This window comes from Acetobacter sp. DmW_136 (assembly GCF_008690365.1).
Lineage (GTDB): Bacteria > Pseudomonadota > Alphaproteobacteria > Acetobacterales > Acetobacteraceae > Acetobacter > Acetobacter oryzifermentans.
Genome location: NZ_VHON01000037.1, coordinates 137,998 through 155,495 on the forward strand (window position 1 = coordinate 137,998; position 17,498 = coordinate 155,495).

Genomic DNA, 17,498 nt, shown 5'->3' on the forward strand with positions numbered 1-17,498 from the left:
TGATCAGACTGGAAACCGCTCATGCCGCCTTTTTTCAATCCGCTGGCGCTGTTTGCCATTGTGATCACACTGGCAACAGCTTTTGCCATTATCAACCACCGTTACCTGCACCTGCCCACCACTATTGGCATTACGGCACAGGCTTTGGGGGTGGCCACGGTTTTGCTTTTTCTGGAGCAGGCCGTGCCCATGCCCCGTATGGATGCCGCCCGCGCGGTGCTGGATAGCATAAATCTGCCAGCCACTTTGCTGGATGGGGCTTTGTCCTTCCTGCTGTTTGCGGGTGCGCAATCTGTAGATCAGCGCGAGCTATGGCAGAACCGTTTTTCCATTCTGGCACTGGCGCTTTTAGGCACACTGCTGGCTGTGGCGCTGCTTGCCGGGGGCATGTGGATGGCGTTTCCGCTGGTGGGGTTTGCGGTTTCTTTGCCGTGGTGTGTGGTGCTGGGGGCAATTCTGGCCCCAACAGATCCTGTTTCTGTTGTGGGCATGTTGCGCCGCTTGGGGCTGCCCCCCAGAGTGCAGGCCATTTTTGCGGGGGAAAGCCTGTTTAACGATGGCGTGGGTGTTGTGGTGTTTGCCGTGGCGGTGCAACTGGCAGAGGCGGGCACCATTGGCCCATTGGGGGATCTGGTGTGGCAAATGGTGCAGGAAGTGGGGGGCGGCCTGCTGCTGGGCTTTTTGTGCGGGTGCTTGGCGGTATGGTGCATGCGGCTGGTAACAGATGCGCATCTTGAACTGCTTATTTCCATCTCTCTTGCCAGCGGGGTGTACAGCCTTGCCAAAATGCTGGAAGTTTCTGGCCCGGTGGCGGCCGTTACAGCCGGGCTGGTGCTGGGCATGCCCCGCGCACTGGGGGCGCTTAGCCAGCACGGGCACCGCGAAATCCGAAATTTCTGGATGATGGTGGATGAGGTGCTTAACGCCTGTCTGTTTGTGCTGATAGGGTTTTATGTGCTCAGCGTGCCTATCCGTGTTCCGGTGTTGCTGGCGGCCGCTTTGGCCATTCCGCTTTCCATTACCGTGCGGGCGCTTAGCGTGCTGCTGGCCATGCTGCCCGTATATTTGCGGGATTCCCAGCGCTGGCGCGTATTGGCTATTATGACATGGGGCGGCCTGCGTGGCGGTATTTCCATAGCCCTTGCGTTAAGCCTGGAACACGGGCCTATGCGTGATGTGCTGCTTGCAGTGTGTTATGCGGTGGTTGTGTTTACCATTTTAGTGCAGGGGTTAACGATGGAGCGCGTGGTGCGGCAGGTGCGCCTTGGTGCGGCAGAAGGATAAAACCAGATGCCTGCCTTAATACAACGTGCAGTATGCTGGTGCGTGGCCCCCAAAGTGCGGCCCTGTTGCCGCCAACGGTGGTGGATGGCCTGTGCGCTGGCTTCTGGCGCGCTGCTTTGCAGCATGGCGTGGCCGGTTTGGGTTGGGCAGGCGCAGGCTGCATCTGTGCCTCCAGTGGCCGGGCCAAAAGCCGCCCAGCATGCGGCAGCGCCCACGGGTGCGCATGCGGCTACACCCCCCAAAGCGCAGGGTGTGCCGGTGCAGGCTTCTGGCCGCCCGCAGGTGGTTATTGTGCGGGCCAACCCGCTGCATGCCAGTGCTGGCGGCGGGCTGATTCATTCGCAAACCGAACCTCAGGCCCAAAGCGTGGTGGGGCAGGAGTATATTCGCCTGCAATCCCCCACCGCCACGGCGTTTGAGCTTGTTTCCCAACTACCGGGCGCCAATGTTAGCGGGTCAGACCCGTTTGGGTTTTCACCGCAAACCAATATCAGCGTGCGCGGCATGAATGGAGATGCCATAGGCTACGTGCTGGAAGGCATGCCGCTGAACGATATTGCCTATTACACCGGTTACCCCAGCCAGTTTGCAGATAGCGAAAATTACGAAAACATTGCCCTGCAACAGGGATCTCCCGATCTGGATAGCCCGGTGCTAAATGCCGCTGGCGGGTTAATGAAGCTGCGTTTCCGCGCGCCAGCACAAAAGGCGGGTGGGCAGCTTAGCGCCTCCTACGGCTCTTACGATACCAACCGCGAGTTCCTGCGGCTGGATACGGGCGAGATCGGGCATAATACCGGCCTACGGGGCTTTGTCTCCTATTCTCACGGCGCTACGGATAACTGGCGCGGTGCCGGGCGGGATGAACGCCAGCATGTTGATTTCAAGCTGGAAAAAACATGGGGCCAAGGCAACAGCGCGGGTCTGTTAGGATCTTGGAACCAAGCGGTGGATAGCTATTACCCGCAGGTTAGCAAGGATGATTGGCGCACGTACGGCATAGGCGGCCCCAATAATCTGGACAGGCACTTCCATGCGGATGATGATTACGGGGGTTCGGATAACTGGCGGCTTTCTCGGCAGCCGGAACGCACGTTGTATCTGGCCGCGCCTTTGCAATTTACACTGGCGGAGGGGCTGAGCCTGCACGTTACGCCTTATGCGCAAGGCGCGTATGGCAATGCCGCAGGCGGTACGCAACTGCCCACATCTGGCCTGTATAATGGCACAGAGGCCGTGCCCGATGTGCTGGATTTGCCCGTAACGGCAGATGGTTATAGCACTGTGCGGGCAGATTACACACAGCGCAGCTTTCGTTCTGGCTTTACATCCGCATTGGAATGGAAGCGCGGCGTAAATGATCTGGTGTTGGGCTACTGGTATGATTACGGTGATGACACCGAGCGCGAAACCTTTGCCGCCGTAAATGGCAGCGGCAATGCGGGCAGCGTATGGGGTGGGCGGCCCATTACGCTGGCCGATGGCAACATGCTGCTGGGGGCCAGCAACCACACTCTCTCGCAAACCAATGCGCTGTTTGTGGGGGATAGGGTTTCCCTGTTGCAGGATAGGCTGTTGCTGACAGCAGGTTTTAAGGAAGTAATGTTCTCGCGCACAGGCACAAACGCCGTGCCGGGCGCGCCCTACCACGCTAATATGAACACCGCCGTGCCCCTACCGCGCTTTGGTGTGCGTTTTCAGATTACGCCGGAACATCAGGTGTTTTTCAATGCCACCACCAACTTCCGCACCCCGGCAGAACCCGCCTTGTATGATGTGTATGACCCCACATCCGGCGCGGTAACACAAAAAGGCACTTCCAGCCTGAAAAATGAATATTCCATAGCAGAAGAACTGGGCTACCGTTACGCAGGTAGCCGCGTTGTGGGCAGCCTGACGTTATTTAACTATAACTTCACAAACCGCCAGATTGCCACTTTGGCAATGATAAATGGCGCCCCGGTGGATTCCACCATCAACGCAGGTGGGCAGACATCTCGCGGGGTGGATGTAGAAATAGGTTTGCGCCCGTGGCACCATATTAGCCCGTATCTTTCGGGCGAATATCTGCACGCCACCATTGATAATGATCTGTATTCGGGCGGAGATCTGCTGCCCACACGCGGCAAACGCGCCGTACGCAGCCCCACGCTGCAAGCCGCCGCGGGCCTGACATATGATGACGGGCACTTTTTTGGCGTGATGACCGTAAAATACACCGGCCATCAATACGCAACATTCATGAATGATGAGCGCATGCCCAGCCATGTTACGGGTAATCTGGCGTTGGGGTATCGGATGGATGATGTTTCTGTGCTGCATCGGCCAGAGTTCCGCATGAACTTTATTAACATCACCAACCAGCACTATCTTTCCGGCGTGGCAGACCCCACCATGAACGCGCATGACACACAGGGCCGCTACGGCACCACCATAGCCGGGCAGGCCCCGGATTATTATATTGGCGGCGGGTTTGCGGCCCTGTTTACAGCCTCTACCGGGTTTTAGGCGTGGCAGATTCTTCCCCCCAGAATACGGCGCAGTTTGGCGTTCACGGTGTGCAGGAAAAGCGAGATTGGCCTTGCCTTACGCTGGATGAAGTTTCTGCTGTGCTGGCGCATTTTGCCAATATGCCGCCTGCGCAAAAGGTAACATGGCATAGCATGCGCCCGTTTTCTGCCGCCTGCGTGGTGCAGCTTGCGGGAGAGGCTTCTGCCAGCCATGTAAGTGCCAGTGCCAGTGCCAGTGCCAGTGCCAGTGCCAGTGCCAGTGCCAGTGCCAGTGCTAATATGGGCGGGCAGGTGGTGCGGGCCACAAGCTGCGTGCTCAAACGCCATGCGCGCGCATTGCGCAGTGCCGCCATGCTGGAGCAGGAACACGCGTTTATCCGCCATCTGGCCAGCAAGGGCCTGCCCGTATGCCCCGCATTGGCCTTACATAACGGGCGCACCGCGCTGGAACTTGAAAACTGGACATACGAGGCTTTTCTACCCGCCAAAGGGCAAGACACCTACCGGGATGTGATGTCCTGGAAACCGTATTTCTCCACCGCGCAGGCGCATGCAGCGGGGGTGGCGCTGGCGCAACTGCACAAGGCCGCGGCGGATGATACAGCCCCCGAACGCAGCGCCAATGTGGCGGGCAAAACCGCCCCGGTGGTGCCGCTGGTTTCCAGCATGTGCGTGGTGGGGCAAGCAGATTTTATGCCTGCACTCCAGCAATGGGTGGCGCGGCAACCGGGGTTGGTGGCGGCATTGGCCAACCGCCCGTGGCAGCAGGATGTGGCGCGGGTTGTTGTGCCGTTTCATGAACGCTTGCGCCCTTTGCTACCCGGCATAAAACCCGCTTGGGGGCATGGAGACTGGCACCCTTCCAACCTGTTCTGGCATGCAAACACACCTGTTGCCGTGCTGGATTTTGGCATGGCAGACCGCACCTGCGCCGCGTTTGATGTGGCCGTGGCCATAGAACGCAGCATGGTGGATTGGCTGGCTTTGCCAAGCTGTAGCGCAACGGCACAGCAGGCCCCGCATATGGTGGAGTGGGATCAGCTTGCTGCGTTTGTAACGGGGTATCAGCATATCCGGCCTTTAAGTGCGGCAGAACGTGCGCAGGTGGTGGCGTTTTTGCCTTTGGTGCATGTTGAATTTGCGCTGTCTGAAACAGCATATTTTGGAACTCTGCTGCAAGATGAGGCATCAGCGGAGGTTGCCTATACCGCGTATCTGCTTGGCCATGCCCAGTGGTTTGCGCAAGCGCCAGAGGGGCAGGAACTTCTGGCCCGTTTGCCTGCCTTGCTGGCGGAGCACCAGCGGTGACAGGGCTGGAATGGCTGGCGGCAGTTGCCAGCGCCTTGGGCGTGTGGCTTACGGGGCATAGAACGGTGTGGTGTTGGCCGGTTATGCTTCTGGCCTCGGTATTATATGGCGTGGTGTTTGCGCAGGATCACCTTTATGCAGATGCCGCTTTGCAGGGCGTGTTTGGGGTTTTGGCGTTATATGGCCTGTGGTGCTGGCAACGTGGTGTGCAGGCAAGCGGGCAGGTGCATATTGCACGCCTAACCCGGCACACCTTATGGCGAGATACCGGCATAACAGCCGTGGCAGGTTTGGCCCTGGGGCTGGCCTTGCGCGGCATAACGGATGACCCCATGCCCCTTTCCGATGCTGGGCTAAGTGCCTACAGCGTGCTGGGCCAGATATGGACAGCCAAACGCTACCGCGCCTGCTGGGTGTTGTGGATTGTGGTGGATGTTTTGTATGCGCTGCTGTTTGTGCAACGCAGGCTGTTTGTAACCGCTGTGTTGTACACGGCCTTTGTGGGCCTTGCCGCACAAGGCTGGTGGCGGTGGCGGCATGTGGCGGCACGCAGCCCATAAACCCATTGTAAAAAGAAAAAAGCCGCGCCCCAATATATCAAGGGCAGCGGCTTTTTTATGTGTAGAAAAGAGCCAGATTGCACAATACGTTCTGGCTTTTTTCTATGGTGTATCAGGCTATTTTTAGTAACCGCTCGGAACGGCGTATCCGGGTGCGGCATAGCCCGGCGCGGCATAACCGGGGGCTGTATAGCCCGGTGTGGCATAGGTGGGGGTTGCTGGGGTGGCAACGGCCCCAATGGTGGCGCTTACAACACCAGCAATAATGCCCGTGGTAAGAGATGTTAGCAAAAACTGGTTGCCATAGCGCATCCAGTAATAGCCAGATGGCGGGGCGTACAGGCCGCGCTGGCTCTGCCAGTTTGTGATCATCCAGCGGCTGTTGCGGGGGCCATCGTAGCGGTCTCCCTTACGCCATGTGCGGTTCATATCAAAATTGTCGCCGCCATTACGCGCGGGGCCGCCACGGCCGGGGCGGTTGTTGTGCATGGCTGGGCCGGGGCCGCCATGTTGTGGGCCGCCGTGCATGGCGCCGGGGCCACCATTGGGGCCACCACGGCCATTAAACTGGGGTTCGGCATGAAGAGGGGCGGATGCACACATCACACCCATCATGGCAGCGGCTGCAAAATAACGGAATTTCATGTCAAACCTCTATTTTATAATAAATCTATTTTTCACATACGCTTGTGGCAGAATTACGTTCCAGCTTTCTCACACTATAATAAAGGGTAAGGCAGGCGGCTTGCGTAGGATGCAACGCAAGGCATAAATCAAATTAACATAATGTATGTCTGCGAGCCTTTATTTTGTCTTAATTCTTTCCTAGCTTCATTTTTGACACGCACTGCCAAGTGCGGTGCCAAACGCATTGAATGAAAGTATTGTTCACGATGAAAAAAGCTCTTCTTCTGCTTGCTGCTCTGGGTGTTGCTATGCCGGTTGCTTCTCACGCAGAAAGCCATCACCACAAACACAAGCATAGCGAAAACAGCGATAACCAGAACGGCCGTGGTGATGAAAACCGTGGCGAACGCGGTGATCGTGGTGACCGCGGCCAGCAGGGCGGCGAACATGGTGACCGTGGCCAGCAGGGTGGCGAACATGGTGATCGTGGCCAGCAGGGCAACTTCGGTGGTGAACATGGTGGCCCAGGTGGCGAACATGGCGGCCCGAACGGCGGCGAAAACAACAGCAGCAACTAATCTTGCTACATGTGGCCCTTTATGGGTTGCATAAAAAAGGCGCTCCAAATGGGGCGCCTTTTTTTATGGCCGTAGCCGGGTAGGGCCGCCCACAATGGGGCGGCAGCCTTGGGTATTTAGCCAAACACCACAGTACGGTGGCCGTTGATCATAACCCGATGCTCAACATGCATTTTTACGGCCCGCGCCAGCACTTGCGATTCTACACCGCGCCCCGTGGCAATGTAATCTTCCACAGAGAGGTTGTGCGTTACGCGTGCGGTTTCCTGCTCGATAATCGGGCCTTCATCTAAATCCGCTGTCACGTAATGGGCGGTTGCGCCAATTAGCTTAACCCCGCGCGCATAGGCCTGATGATACGGCTTGGCCCCTTTGAAGGAGGGCAGGAAGGAGTGGTGGATGTTAATCACCCGGCCACTTAATTCTGCACTGAGCGAATCCGAAAGCACCTGCATATAGCGGGCCAGCACTACCAGATCCGCCTTTGTTTCCTTTATAAGGGCGCGCAGCTTATCTTCCTGCTCGGCCTTGTTCTGCTTGGTAACGGGCCAGCAGTAATAGGGAATTCCGGCCTGTTCCGCCGTGGCGGCGCTATCTGTGTGGTTGGAAACAATGGCTACAATATCTGCCTTCAGCCAACCCACCCGCACCTGATACAGCAGGTTAAGCAGCGCATGGTCAAAGCGAGACACCATAATAATAATGCGCGGCAGCACGGCGGCGTCATGCAGGCGCATCTTCATGTCAAAGCGTTGGGCCACGGGGGCCAGAATAGTATTTATTTCTGCCAAATTCCCCGGTGCGGGCGCATTAAAGGCCAGCCGCATGAACAATGTGCCAGATTCCCGGTTGCTGAACTGGTGGGTTTCGGTTATGTCCGCACCTCGCTCCGCCAGAACGGATGTCACAGCCGCAACAATGCCGGGCTGATCCGGGCAGGAAAAAGTAAGAATAAACTGCATGCGGTGGCGTATGCTCCTTTGTTCTTCTACTGGGCCTGATTAAAGGGCGCAGGGGCGCAATGGCCTCATCTTGTGCCAGTGCACAGGGGGCTGCGCAATAGCTTGTGTTGCCACCTGTTTATAACCGGTGGGGCGTTGGGCGAAATGTGTGGATGGCCTGTGGATGAATCGTGGCAAGCCCGACTCGTGATGTTTTTTTATGGTCAAGCCAATTCTGCGCTTGTCATATAACGAATCCCTAAAAATCCCAGAAAACAGCCGATTCTAAACATTTATTCTCTGGCTTTGTAACAAATCTTATCCACAGAAAAGGGGGAGAGAACACGGGAAAAGCCTGTGGATAGATTTGTGGAAGGCAGCTTGCCCATAGTGTTTTCCCGCGTTTCCCGCTTTGTTCTCTCATGCCCAAGGGGGGCGTTTTTTCAGGCGCGGTGGGCCAGATGCGCGGCCATATAGGCGGCCAGCACCACGGCCTCGTTATGTGCTTCATCCCGCGCGCCAAACAGCAGGGTTATGCGGCCTTTGCGGGCCAGATCGGCCAGTTGCTGCACAGCTTGCGGGTTGGCGTTCAGCTCTGCCGTGTAGCGTTGGCAAAAGCCCTCCCACTTGGCAGGGTCATGCGCAAACCATTCACGCAGGGCGGTGGTGGGGGCAATGTCTTTCAACCACAAGGTAAGGTGCGCGCGCTCTTTGCTCACGCCGCGCGGCCACAGCCTATCTACCAGCACGCGGGCACCATCATCGGGCTGGGCGTCTTCATATACACGGCGGATGCAGATATCGGGCTGATGGGGCATTGTGGCCTCTGCTTATGCTGAACGTTTATGGTTTTGGGGTTTCAATTAAGATGTGTTTTTAAGGCATCTTAAAGAGATGAATGGGCATACCTGCCTTTCATGGTGTAAAAGGCCTCATGCGTCTGACATTGCACACAGATTATGCCCTGCGCACGTTGCTTTATCTGGCCGTGCATACCAACCGCCGTGTTTCCATAAAGGAGATTGCGCGGGTTTATGGCATTTCCGAAAACCACTTGGTTAAAATCATTCATCATCTGGGCCGGGGCGGGTTTGTAGATACGCTGCGCGGCCGGGGTGGTGGGCTTATGCTGGGGCGTGCGCCAGAGGATATTCGCATTGGCGATGTGGTGCGCCATACGGAAGATGATATGGCGCTGGTAAGCTGCATGTCTCCTTCCCCCGGTGTGCCGGGCAGTGCGGAATGTCTGCTGGCCCGTGCCTGCCATTTACGTGGCGCGTTGGGTGAGGCGCTGGATGCGTTTATGGCGGTGCTGGATAGCCGCACGCTGGCCGATATGTTGCACACGCCAGAACGCCAGATTTTGCAGGAAGCCAAAGCCAACCAGCAGGCCCCCGTAACCCCCTAAAGCCAGCCATCTCCAAGATGGGATTTTGAAACTTGGCCCGCCTTGCCCTACAGTTGCAGGCACAGCGGAAAAGCATGGCGCACGCCCATTGCTGCGGCTTTTCTGCTTTGGGGCTCGCCCCGTTTCATGCACAAAAAAGGGCTACGGGTATGACACGCAAGCAACCACAAACTGTTTTGGTAACGGGCGCCACCGCCGGATTTGGGCATGCCATTGCCCTGCTTTTGGCCCAGCAGGGCTACCGCGTTATTGCCACAGGCCGCAGGCAGGGACGGCTGGAGGAACTGGCCGCCCAAGCCAAAGGCGAGATCCTGCCTTTTAAACTGGATATGACAGACGCCCCAGCCCTTGCCGCCTTACCGCAAAGCCTGCCCGTAGGCTGGCAGGAGGTGGACGTGCTGGTGAACAACGCCGGGCTGGCGCTGGGCTTGGAAAAAGCGTGGGAAACCAAGCTGGAAGACTGGCAGCGCATGATTGCCACCAACGTAACCGGCATGGTGGAAATAACGCGCGCATTGCTGCCCGGCATGGTGGCGCGTAACTGGGGGCATGTTGTGGCCCTTGGCAGCACGGCGGGCACGTATCCGTACCCCGGTTCCAACGTATATGGGGCTTCCAAGGCGTTTGTTGAGCAGTTCATGCGCAATTTGCGGAGTGATCTGCTGGGCAAGCAGGTGCGGGCCACCACCATTGCCCCCGGCCTGTGCGGCGGCAGTGAGTTCAGCCAGGTGCGGTTGGGAGATGCCACCAAGGCCGAGGATGTTTACAAAGGCACGCACCCGCTTTTGCCCGAAGATATTGCCCAAACGGTAGCATGGGTTTTAAGCTTGCCTGCACATGTGAACATCAACCATGTGGAAATGATGCCCACCTGCCAGGCCTCTGCCGGTTTGGCGGTAGATCGCACAATGACGGAGTAAGGTTTACGAATGTCTTTTTATTCCTGCCTGATTGTTATGGCCGGGGGCGCGCTGGGCACACTGGCGCGCTATTTTGTTTCTGTTCTTACTGCACCCATCAGCCGGTATATTCCGTGGGGCACCATTATTGGCGTTAACATGGTGGGCTCCTTTGTTATCGGCTTTTTTGGCACGCTTACGCTGGCATCTGGCCGGTATCCGGTATCGGAAACCACGCGGCTGTTTGTTATGCTGGGCATATGCGGCGGGTACACCACGTTTTCTTCCTTCAGCCTGCAAACGCTGGATCTTATTCGGGTTGGGGGCTGGGGCCGTGCGTTGGTGAATGTGGTGCTTTCTGTAGCACTTTCTGTCGGGGCGGTGGCTATGGGGCACATGCTGGCGTCTCGCATGAACTCCCACGCCATTTTGGTGGCGCAAACCAACACGGAAGAAGAAGTGTGAGGCTATTTTTTCTTCTATTTTCAAGGGGCAAAATGCGATAGGGTTGAGTTTGTAATTTTTATGTTGCCGGTTGTCCGGGTATTTAAGAAAAGGCATGCACGCTGATGGCTGATTCAACCCGTAACGTTTCCAGCGGGCAGACCCTAACCGGGCACATCATCAACACGAATGAAGTTGTAAATGTTGCCAAAGGCGGCACTGTTGTGAATACAGTGCTGGATCCTACAAATGCCTATAATCAGGATGATAGCCTTGATCCTGCTGAACTGGACGTGCATGGCTCTGCGCTGAACACGCAGATGAACGATGGCTATGTAGAGGTTTACAATGGCGGCGTTCTTTCTGGCGTAACAGCAGGCAATAACGCGCAACTTACCGTGGATGTAGGCGGTAGCGCCACAAATGTGCAGATTGCAAGTGCCGGGGTTGTTACCGTTGGGGATGATCAGGGCGGCACGTTTAAAAACTCTGCCTACCTTAGTGCTGCCACCGTTTCTTCTGGCGGGAACATATTTGCCGAGGCAGGCGGCATTGTAACCAGCGCAAATGTTTTGGCGGGTGGGTATATAGAAGCAGCAGAAACGGGCGGGCTTCTTTCTGGTAACACCATACAGTCCGGCGCAATGGAATATGTGGATTCAGGGGGCACTGTCTCGCATGAAACAATCCAGAGCGGTGGTTTTTTCATGGCGGAAAATGGCGCCAATGTAAGCGCTGTAACAGGTGCGCTGCCGGGTTATGCCGTTGCCACAGATGATGATGTGGTGCTGCAAACGCACGTTACAGCAGATGGCAAGCCTTTTTCTGGTGTAGATATTTCTACCCTGCCAGCAGAGCAGAACGCCACGCTGATGATGTATGTAACATCTGGCGCAGAAGTTGATGCCTTAACGCTTGCCGCCCCCAATCATGAGGGCAACAAAACAGATGTTATTTTAAACGGCACTCTGAGTGGCGTAACCGTTGCCACAGCAGATGCCAGCGCTTACACAGACCCGGTTAGCACCATATCTGCTTATGGAAATGCAGTGGTGGAAGGCGCTATCAGTGGTGGCAGGCCTGCTACTGTTTCTGGCGCTATCCCGGCTTTGAATATCTCTATGGAATCCGGCACCACGTTGCAAAACGCGACTGTGGGCGGAGGGGTCTGGATATATGGGGATGAACAGGTTGCTTCCAGCCTATGGGTTAAAAGTGGAGCCGCCCTTACAGGGGATGTTACAGTAACATCCGGCGCTTTGGTAACCGTAGAAGGTGGCAGTGCAAGCGGCCTGACGTTTGAAGCCGGTTCGGAAGAACAGCTTCTGGCTGCGGGCGGGAGTCTGAGCGGGGAAACCTTTCAAGATGGCAGCCTACTCAGCGCCCAGAACTCTGATATCTATCATTATTCAGGCACCACCTCATCCATACAGGCTGCGCCAGCCACAATTACCAGCAACACATTTGCCAGCAAAACCAGCGCAATCATCTATGGTGAGGATACGCAGTTTTCAAACAACACCGTAAATGGTGGCTCGGTTATTGTGTTTGGGTCTAACCAAACACTTACCAGCAATACATATACATCTGGCGCTTCTATTGTTCTGGAAGGTGCCGTTGCCCAAACAGCAGATATTCTGGGCAGTGGTGTTTCGGAAAATGTGCAGAACGCCAAAGATACCCTGCAAAATATAACACTGCAAAACGGGGCTACGCTGCAACTTGATTTAGGCAGCGCCAACCATGTTACAATGGAAACCGCCGTTTCTGTTTACGTTGGGGGTGATGCCACGCTTAGCAACACCACCATTGTTTCTGGCGCTACGCTTCAGTTCAACCAAAACTCCAACCTGCAAAATGATATCTTGCAGGACGGAGCTATTCTGATTCCGCAATTTTATGGTGACATGGGCATAAGCGGCAATACGTTTACGTTCACCAATTCGGAAACGGGGCAGGCGGAAACACTGCAAATAGAGGGTGGTTCTGGCAATTATAAGCTGGGCGTTCTGGATGATCAGGGTATTTACGAGATTGAAGATGGCACCCCCTGTTATTGCTGCGGCACGCTGATAGAAACAGATCGGGGTGAAGTGCCGGTAGAACACCTGCAAATTGGTGATCAGGTGCGCACGCTGGAACATGGTTTTCGGCCTATCCGCTGGATCGGCCGCCGTGCGTATTCTGGCCAGTTTGCAGCAGGCAACCCGGATGTGCTGCCAGTTATTTTCCGCCGAGGTTCCTTGGCGGAGGGGCTGCCCCGGCAGGATCTCTCTGTTTCTCCACTTCACGCCATGTATCTGGATAACGTGCTGGTGCCTGCTGTGGCGCTGGTGAATGGCACATCCATCATGCAGGCAGAGGCGATGGATGAGGTGGCGTATTTCCATATCGAACTGGAAAGCCACGATGTTATCTTTGCCAATGGCACGTGGTCTGAAACCTTTGTGGATGATGAATCGCGCGGCATGTTCCACAATGCGGCGGAATACGCGGCACTTTATCCATCAGCCCCCAAACAACCTGCGCAATATTGCGCCCCAAGGGTAGAAGAAGGCCCCCGGCTGGAGGCCATTCGGAAACGGTTGAACGCCCGTGCTGGCGTGTGGCCACGCGCGCAGGGGCCGCTGGAAGGCTATATTGATACGATAACCCGCACCCGTCTGACAGGATGGGCCCGGAACCCGGAAAACGGCGCCCCTGTGCGCTTGCGTATTCTGGATTGCGGCGTAGTGCTGGGCGAGGTTGTGGCCAACCAGCCCCGTGCCGATATGCAAGATGCCGTTGGCTTTGTGTTTGAAGTGCCCGGCGGCCTGAGCGTGCATGAAAGGCATGTGCTGGAAGTGCAGCGCGTGGCTGACCATACAGCCCTTGGCAACAGCCCGTGGATGCTGGATTTGGCCCCAGCCAAACCCGTGCAGGCCGTTCTGGCCCGCACCCCCGCAACACCGCTGCTTGGATATGTGGACTGCGCAACCCGTGAACATGTGGCAGGCTGGGCGCACAGCCCCACCATGCCGGATGAACCCGTAGCTTTGCAGATTCTGGATAACGGGCAGCTTGTGGCTTCCATTGTGGCCAACGGTTTGCGGCCAGATGTGCGCCGCGCTGGCGGCTGTGCAACAGAGCGCTGCGGGTTTGATGTGCTGCTCCCCACAGGTCTTTCCCCCTTTACGCGGCATGTATTGGAAATCCGGCGTGAAAGTGATGGCGCATTGCTGGGTGCCCCGCATGTGCTGGAAGCGGTAGATGCGTTTGATCCCACAATGCAGCAGGCTATTGCGCAGGCGGTTACAGCCGCAATGGGCGAGGCTGAACAGGCGCAGGTGCTCTCCTTTTTACTGGGGCAGGTAGAAAAACTTACGCAGGCCCATGCACGTGCACAAAGCGGGCAGGATATGCGCAATCTGGCCGCGGCTCGTGCACGCAGGGGGCAGGGTGTGGCGCCGCTGGCTGTGCGCAAACGGGCATTGGTGGTGGATACACTGCGCCCCGATACCGGGCGGGATGCTGGGTCTCATGCCGTGCTGTCTCATATGCGCGCACTTGTGGCGTTGGGGTATGATGTCAGCCTTGTTGCGGCAGACCAGATGGAGGGGGCCGCCACGCTGGAAGTTCTGCCAGAAGTTACGGTATGCACGTTGCCATTCTATTCATCGGTAGAAGATGTGCTGCGCCGTCAGGCTGGTAGTTTTGATGTGGTGTATCTGCACCGCATGGATACGGCCACGCGCTATGCGGCGCTCGCACGGCGGCACCAGCCGAAGGCACGGGTTGTGTATGCGCTGGCCGATCTGCACTGGCTGCGTTTGGGCAGGCAGGCGCAGGTGCAGGGTCGGCCAGAACTTATGGCCCGTGCCCGTACCGTAAAACAGGCAGAATACAGCGCTATGCTGTTGGCCGATGTGGTAATGACCCATTCTACCGTTGAGGCTGATCTGCTGCGGCGTGAACTGCCGCAAGTGCGGGTGCAGGTTACACCGTGGGATGTGCCAGTGCGCATGCGTGTTCCGGGGTTTGCCCGGCGTGATGGTGTGGTGTTTGTGGGCAATTACGCACACGCCCCCAATGCAGATGCCGCACGCTGGCTGGTGCAGGATATTATGCCACGCGTATGGGCCACCAATCCGGAAATTCGCTGCCTTTTGGCCGGGGCCAGTATGCCCGCCCAACTGCGCGCCCTTGCGCGTGATGGTGTAGAAATTCTGGGCCATGTGCAGGATTTGCAGGCCCTGTTTGATAGCGTGCGCCTAAGCGTTGCGCCGCTGCGTTTTGGCGCAGGTGTAAAAGGCAAGGTGCTGGATAGTTTGGCCGCTGGGGTGCCCTGTGCGCTTTCCCCTGCAGCGGCAGAAGGGCTGGAACTGCCGCAGGATCTGGCTGCTTTTGTGGGGCAGGATGCAGATGCATTGGCTGCTGCCATTGTACAGTTGCATCAGCAGGCCAGTGCCAACAGCAAGGCCAGCCGAGCCGGGCGGGCCTTTATGCGCGCAGGCTTTACAGCTCAGCAGGTGCAACAGGCTTTGGCAACCGCCATTGGTGCACGCGCCCCCCAGCAGATGTCACGGCAGGCTGGATAAGCAGCATATGAGCATAGAGCCTTGAACTTAGTATAAAATTTGGCACAAAAAAGCTGCGGCCCGCAAAACGGAACGCAGCTTTTTTTGTGTTCACCCCCCGGCGGAAGGGTGTTCCGCCAAGGTTAAACGCAACGGGCTAGGCTTAGGCCGGAACCTTGCAGCCAATGCACAGCTTGTTGCCATCCGGGTCCCGCAGGTAAGCCAGATACAGCGGGCCCATGGGGGTCTGGCGCACGCCGGGTGGGTTTTCAATGGCCTGTCCGCCATTGGCAACACCAGCTTTGTGCCATGCGTCGGCCATAGCGGTTGTAGCGGCTTCCAGCCCAATGGTGCCACCGTTGGCGGGGGTGGCGGGTTTGCCGTCCAGCGGCTTGGTGACTATAAAGCGCTGGCCGTGCTTGGCGTAAACCAGGCGGCCATTGGGGTGAATTTCTGAAGGGGGAATATCCATAGCTTCAAAAATAGCATCGTAGAATTTTTTGGAACGGGCAATATCGTTGCTGCCCACCACAATATGCGTAAACATCAGATGTAAATCTCCGTCTGTTATGACGGAACGAACCTTACGCGCCGGCTTGCAAGAGGGAAAGGCCGCTTAGCTTATGCCCGCAATGCGCGCAAATTTACGCTGACGGCTGAAAAACAGTTTTTCAGCAATCCAGAACACAGCGCTCTGCCATTTGCCGTGGGGGGAAACGCCAATGGTTTTGAACACCATGTTGGTGACGCGCCGTAGATGCTGGGGCTGATAGTTTTTCATGGCGCGGGACATATACGCCGCAATGCAGCGCGTGTGGTCATACGGCATATCTGCGGGGTCATTGGTGGTGTGGTAGGCGGATGCCAGTTCGTCATCCTCGCTTTCCGTTACGCGGCCAAGGGCAATGCGTGCGCGTTGCAGCGTGCCAATTTTTTCGCGTTTTAGGTAGCGGTTCATGTGGTCGTAAAACAGTTTGAAGTGGCGGAACTCATCCGCGGCTATCTGTTTACAAAGGGCTTTTAAAACGGGTTCTTCCGTAGCATCGGCCAGTGCGGAATAAAAAGAGGAGGTGCCTGTTTCCACCATACATCGGGCAATCAGCTCCCCCGTGCGGGAGCCACGGACAGATTGCTCCACTTCCAGCGGAATCTGGTAAAAATCCCGGTAGCGCTCAAAGGCGGCGTGGTAATCCCACGTAGGGTCTGCCAGCATGGCCCAACGGCCCAGTGCATCACCATGCTGCACTTCTTCTATGGCCCAGTGGTCTGCTGCTTCTCTAAAGTCCGGATCATCGCGGAACACATTATTAAGGTACAGCGCGTAATCCACACTGTTGCGTTCCACCACCGAGGCCGCCTTGATGGCAGGCACCAATTGCGGATCTACTTTAGAGGGATCAAACTGATCCCAAGGCAGTTGGTCGATCTGCCAGTGTTTCATAAGCCCGGGCCTCCCTTTCCTGCCTTTGTTTACGCGTGTGCGTGGTTTATATGCCGTGCAGGTTGGGTTTGCGCCAGAGCCAAGGCATGAAAAAACCTGATGGCCGGATTTCTAGACCATCCGGCCTTGGCGTGAAAAGCTGAAAAAAGGCCCTACAGCCAGATAACACCCAAGGTGTGTTCTGGCTGCCTTACTATAACGCGGCAGGGGCTTATAAAGGTGCTGCGTGCTGTTTTAGCCTGCGTTGGGGGGCACAATTTCTGGCAGCTCATCACCCGGCTGCGCGGGCGGAAGCGGGCGGGGGCGGCGGTTTTCATCCAGCGCCACAAAAATAAATTCGCCTTCCGTTACCTTGGATGTCAGATGCGTGTGGCGGGCGCGGCGCCATGTTTCTACATGAATGGTAAGCGATGTGCGGCCCGCGCGGATAATGCGGGTGTAGATGCTCACCTCATCCCCCACCACCACGGGTTCCATAAACACAAGGCTGTTGATGGCAATGGTGGCACACCGCCCATTGGCCCGAAAAGCTGCCGTGGTGCCCGCTGCAAGATCCATCTGAGAAACAATCCACCCCCCAAACACGTCTCCCGCCGGGTTGGTATCTGTGGGCATGGCCACCACGCGGATGGTGGGGATATCGGTTGGGATTTGCGAGTTATCTGAACGGGGCATGCAGTACTGTTCCTTCTGGCAAGGGCCTTATGTTCTGACTTGCAGGGAAGAGAGCCGCCCTGCACGAAAGCATTGCCAGCAGGATAGCGCGTAAACATGGCGGGGTGCAGCTTCAGTTTTTCGTGATCAAACCTGCCTTGAGCGTAACGCGGGGGCGGTTTGGCTGGCGCGTGCGGGCTCTGTGCGACGGCAATGTAAAATTTTTCAAAACGTTTACTGTTTATAAAGGAATTTAAAATAAAAATAAATAACGTCCCGCGTTAATGC

General features: G+C 56.7%; 15 protein-coding genes. 8 read left to right on the plus strand and 7 right to left on the minus strand.

All coding sequences use genetic code 11. The annotated features are described in order from the left end of the window. The first annotated feature begins 21 nt into the window (after positions 1-21). From FKW31_RS12715 to pnuC, 4 genes are read left to right on the plus strand one after another with little or no spacing between them, the layout of a single operon-like run. Positions 22-1,284, plus strand: coding sequence for a sodium:proton antiporter (locus FKW31_RS12715; RefSeq protein ID WP_150178718.1), 1,263 nt, complete (start codon positions 22-24; stop codon positions 1,282-1,284). A gap of 6 nt (positions 1,285-1,290) precedes the next feature. Beyond that, positions 1,291-3,792, plus strand: coding sequence for a TonB-dependent receptor (locus tag FKW31_RS12720; RefSeq protein WP_193562079.1), 2,502 nt, complete (start codon positions 1,291-1,293; stop codon positions 3,790-3,792). A gap of 2 nt (positions 3,793-3,794) precedes the next feature. Further along, a complete protein-coding gene (locus tag FKW31_RS12725; protein WP_150178719.1) occupies positions 3,795-5,102 on the plus strand; it encodes a phosphotransferase enzyme family protein in 1,308 nt (435 codons plus the stop codon). After that, a complete protein-coding gene (pnuC, locus tag FKW31_RS12730; RefSeq protein ID WP_150178720.1) occupies positions 5,099-5,662 on the plus strand; it encodes a nicotinamide riboside transporter PnuC in 564 nt (187 codons plus the stop codon). Before FKW31_RS12725 ends, pnuC begins: the two co-directional genes overlap by 4 nt. 123 nt (positions 5,663-5,785) lie before the next feature. Here the strand turns inward: pnuC and FKW31_RS12735 are convergent, their stop codons facing one another. From FKW31_RS12735 to FKW31_RS12750, 4 genes are all read right to left on the minus strand, one after another. Then, positions 5,786-6,307: an RcnB family protein gene (locus tag FKW31_RS12735; RefSeq protein ID WP_150178721.1), complete on the minus strand. Its 522-nt coding sequence runs from the start codon at positions 6,305-6,307 to the stop codon at positions 5,786-5,788. 128 nt (positions 6,308-6,435) lie between these two features. After that, positions 6,436-6,915, minus strand: a complete 480-nt coding sequence (locus FKW31_RS16185) for a hypothetical protein (protein ID WP_202878726.1) — start codon at positions 6,913-6,915, stop codon at positions 6,436-6,438. A gap of 68 nt (positions 6,916-6,983) precedes the next feature. After that, the gene (purU, locus tag FKW31_RS12745) at positions 6,984-7,829 is read right to left on the minus strand and encodes a formyltetrahydrofolate deformylase (protein ID WP_089178672.1); all 846 of its coding nucleotides are present in this window, start codon (positions 7,827-7,829) and stop codon (positions 6,984-6,986) included. A gap of 422 nt (positions 7,830-8,251) precedes the next feature. Next, positions 8,252-8,626: a DUF488 domain-containing protein gene (locus FKW31_RS12750; protein ID WP_150178722.1), complete on the minus strand. Its 375-nt coding sequence runs from the start codon at positions 8,624-8,626 to the stop codon at positions 8,252-8,254. A gap of 80 nt (positions 8,627-8,706) precedes the next feature. On the opposite strand from FKW31_RS12750, the gene FKW31_RS12755 reads away from it, so the two are divergent. From FKW31_RS12755 to FKW31_RS12770, 4 genes are all read left to right on the plus strand, one after another. Next, positions 8,707-9,216, plus strand: coding sequence for an Rrf2 family transcriptional regulator (locus FKW31_RS12755; RefSeq protein ID WP_150178723.1), 510 nt, complete (start codon positions 8,707-8,709; stop codon positions 9,214-9,216). A 149-nt stretch (positions 9,217-9,365) separates the two neighbouring features. Continuing rightward, positions 9,366-10,136 carry an SDR family NAD(P)-dependent oxidoreductase gene (locus tag FKW31_RS12760; protein ID WP_150178724.1) on the plus strand — a complete coding sequence of 257 codons (771 nt, stop codon included), beginning with the start codon at positions 9,366-9,368 and terminating at the stop codon, positions 10,134-10,136. A gap of 9 nt (positions 10,137-10,145) precedes the next feature. Further along, a complete protein-coding gene (gene crcB / locus FKW31_RS12765; protein ID WP_150178725.1) occupies positions 10,146-10,580 on the plus strand; it encodes a fluoride efflux transporter CrcB in 435 nt (144 codons plus the stop codon). A 104-nt stretch (positions 10,581-10,684) separates the two neighbouring features. Next, positions 10,685-15,136, plus strand: a complete 4,452-nt coding sequence (locus tag FKW31_RS12770) for a Hint domain-containing protein (protein WP_150178726.1) — start codon at positions 10,685-10,687, stop codon at positions 15,134-15,136. Between the two features lie 142 nt (positions 15,137-15,278). On the opposite strand, the gene FKW31_RS12775 is transcribed toward FKW31_RS12770, so the two are convergent. From FKW31_RS12775 to FKW31_RS12785, 3 genes are all read right to left on the minus strand, one after another. Further along, positions 15,279-15,662 carry a VOC family protein gene (locus tag FKW31_RS12775; RefSeq protein ID WP_150178727.1) on the minus strand — a complete coding sequence of 128 codons (384 nt, stop codon included), beginning with the start codon at positions 15,660-15,662 and terminating at the stop codon, positions 15,279-15,281. A gap of 69 nt (positions 15,663-15,731) precedes the next feature. Continuing rightward, entirely contained in the window at positions 15,732-16,556 is an 825-nt protein-coding gene (locus tag FKW31_RS12780; RefSeq protein WP_063353656.1) for a ferritin-like domain-containing protein, read from the minus strand. Positions 16,557-16,790: 234 nt separating this feature from the next. Continuing rightward, positions 16,791-17,231 (minus strand): acyl-CoA thioesterase, encoded by a 441-nt coding sequence (locus FKW31_RS12785; protein WP_006117106.1) that lies wholly within the window; start codon positions 17,229-17,231, stop codon positions 16,791-16,793. Between the last annotated feature and the right edge of the window lie 267 nt (positions 17,232-17,498).